Source organism: Streptomyces sp. NPDC004658 (genome assembly GCF_040609555.1).
GTDB lineage: Bacteria > Actinomycetota > Actinomycetes > Streptomycetales > Streptomycetaceae > Streptomyces.
On record NZ_JBEXKG010000355.1, the window covers coordinates 1 to 2,528 of the forward strand.

1 protein-coding gene is annotated in these 2,528 nt (G+C 75.3%); it reads left to right on the top strand.

Annotated elements, in window-relative coordinates:
• Positions 1 to 396 precede the first annotated feature (396 nt).
• A partial coding sequence (locus ABZV94_RS41210) for a SpoIIE family protein phosphatase (protein WP_356350189.1) occupies positions 397 to 2,528 on the top strand: 2,132 nt, incomplete at its 3' end.

The window sequence follows — 2,528 nt, forward strand, 5'->3', positions numbered from 1 at the left end:
CCCTCGCCGACACGCCGGACCGTCCCCCCACGCCCCGCGCCGGCAAGCGGCCGTTGCGGCGCCCCAGGGGCGAGAACTCCGGCCGGTGCGCATGGATTCGGCCATCCCGGCGCGGCGGGGGCGCACACGAGACACCCGTACACCACCTGTGCTTCTCCCCCACCGCCTGGCGCCGCCCGGGACGACGGCCCAGCCCCGCGAGGACGGGGTTCGCGCCCGCGGCCGGTCCTCCTCGTCCGCGCCGGCGCATGGAGACGGCCGGGCGGGGTATTCGGAGCCATCCGGCACGCGCGGGCGCCGAAGGAGCCTCCTGGGCGTTCGCCGTGCGCGGGGCGCCGCCGCGAGGGAGTCTTGTGGCCGGGATGCGACGCGCGGCCGTACGAGGAGGTGGTCGGCGTGTCCGACGGGCCGGAACCGGGGCGGGCACCGGCGGCCGGCGCGGCGCCGGCCGGACAGCCGGTGCTGTCGCTGGCGCTGGCCACCCTGCTGGAGGACGTCCAGGCGCACGCCGGCGCGGTGTACCTGCTCAGGCCCGACGAGCCGGTCCTGGAGATGGCGGTCATGGCGGGCATGCCCCGGGCCTTCGCCGCGCCGTGGGAGCGGGTGGGGCTGAGCGCGCCGATCCCGGTCGCGGACGCGGCGCGCGAGAGGCGGCTCGTGTGGGTGGGCGGCGAGGCGGAGATGGCCCGCCGCTATCCCAGGATCTCGGTGGTGCTGCCGTACCCGTTCGCGCTGGCCGCCGCGCCCGTGGCGACGGAGCACACGGTGTACGGAGCGGTGTTCGTGACCTGGCCGGGCACGCGTCCGACGGAGCTGTCGGACCGGGAGCGGCAGCATGTGACGGCGGCCTGCGCCCGGCTGGCGCTACGGCTGGAACGGGCCGCGCGGGAGCGGCGCCCGGTCGGCCACGAGCCGGACGTGCTCGCCGCGCCGGTGTCGTTCGTGGCGGAGACGCTGGGCTCGGTCGAGGCGGCGCGGATGGTGTCCCGGCTGCCGTACGGACTGATGTCACTGGACCTGCACGGCCGCATCGCCTTCGTGAACGCGGCCGCCGCCGACCTGCTCGGCCTGCCCGCGGAGGAACTGCTGGGCACGGTGCCCTGGGTGTCGGTGCCCTGGCTGAACGACCCGATGTACGAGGACCGTTACCGGGCGGCGCTGATGAGCCAGCAGGTGACGTCGTTCGTGGCGCTGCGCCCGCCGGGCGACTGGCTGTCGTTCCGGATGTATCCGAGCACGACCGGGCTGAGCGTGCGCGTCACCCGGGCCAGGGCCGTGGCGGAGATGGCGCACACGGCCCCGCAGGCGGGCACGGGCCCGTCCCGGCTGGTGACGATCTCCCAGCTGCTGAGCCTCGCGGGCGCGTTGACCGAGGCGGTCGGGGTGCGGGACGTGGTGCAACTGGTGTGGGACGAGGTGGCCCCGGCCGTCGGCAGCCAGGCGCTGGCGCTGCTGCGGGCGCAGGGCGGGCGGCTGCATGTGCTGGGGCACCGGGGCTATCCGGACCCGCACGTCGTGGAGCGGTTCGACGGGCTGCCGCTGTCCGAGCGGACCCCGGGCACGCACGTCCTGAACAGCGGGGTGCCCGCCTTCTTCGACTCCCAGGAGCAGCTGGAGCGGTTGTACCCGAGCCGGCACCACACCCCGGACGGCTTCGCCTCCTGGGCGTACCTGCCGCTGATCGCCTCCGGGCGGCCGGTCGGCACCTGTGTGCTGGCCTACGCCGAGCCGCATGTCTTCCCCGCCGACGAGCGGGCGGTGCTGGCCTCGCTCGGCGGGCTGATCGCGCAGGCCCTGGAGCGGGCCCTGCTCTACGACACCAAGCACCGCCTCGCGCACGGCCTGCAGCAGGCGCTGCTGCCGCACTCCCTGGCGCCCCCGCCCGGCGTCGAGGCTGCGGCCCGCTACCTGCCCGCCACGCACGGCATGGAGATCGGCGGCGACTTCTACGACCTGGTCCCGACCCGGCCGCTGGCGGCCGCGGTGATCGGGGACGTCCAGGGGCACAACGTGACCGCGGCCGGTCTGATGGGGCAGATCCGCACCGCGGTCCGCGCCTACACGACGGTGGGGCAGGCGCCGCACGAGGTGATGAGCAGTACCAACCGGCTGTTGATCGACCTCGGTGCCGAACTGTTCGCCAGCTGTCTGTATCTGCGGCTGGATCCGGCGCGCGGGCGGGCCGTCATGGCGCGGGCGGGTCATCCGCCGCCGCTGCTGCGCCGGCGGGACGGGCGGGTGCGGGTGCTGGACCTGGCCGGGGGTCCGCTGCTCGGCATCGACGCCTCGGCCAGGTATCCGACGACCGAGGTGTCCCTGGCCCCCGGTTCGGTGCTCGTCCTGTACACCGATGGCCTGGTGGAGTCCCCCGGCATCGACATCGAGGACGCGCTGGTGGACCTGGGCGGGCTGCTCTCGGAGATCGGGATCGGGGTGCAGCTCGGGCACTCCGGCCGCAAGGGCTCCACGAAGCTGATGTGGGAGGGCATGGACGAGCCGCTGCCCAGCGGCAACTGGCCGGTCGTCGC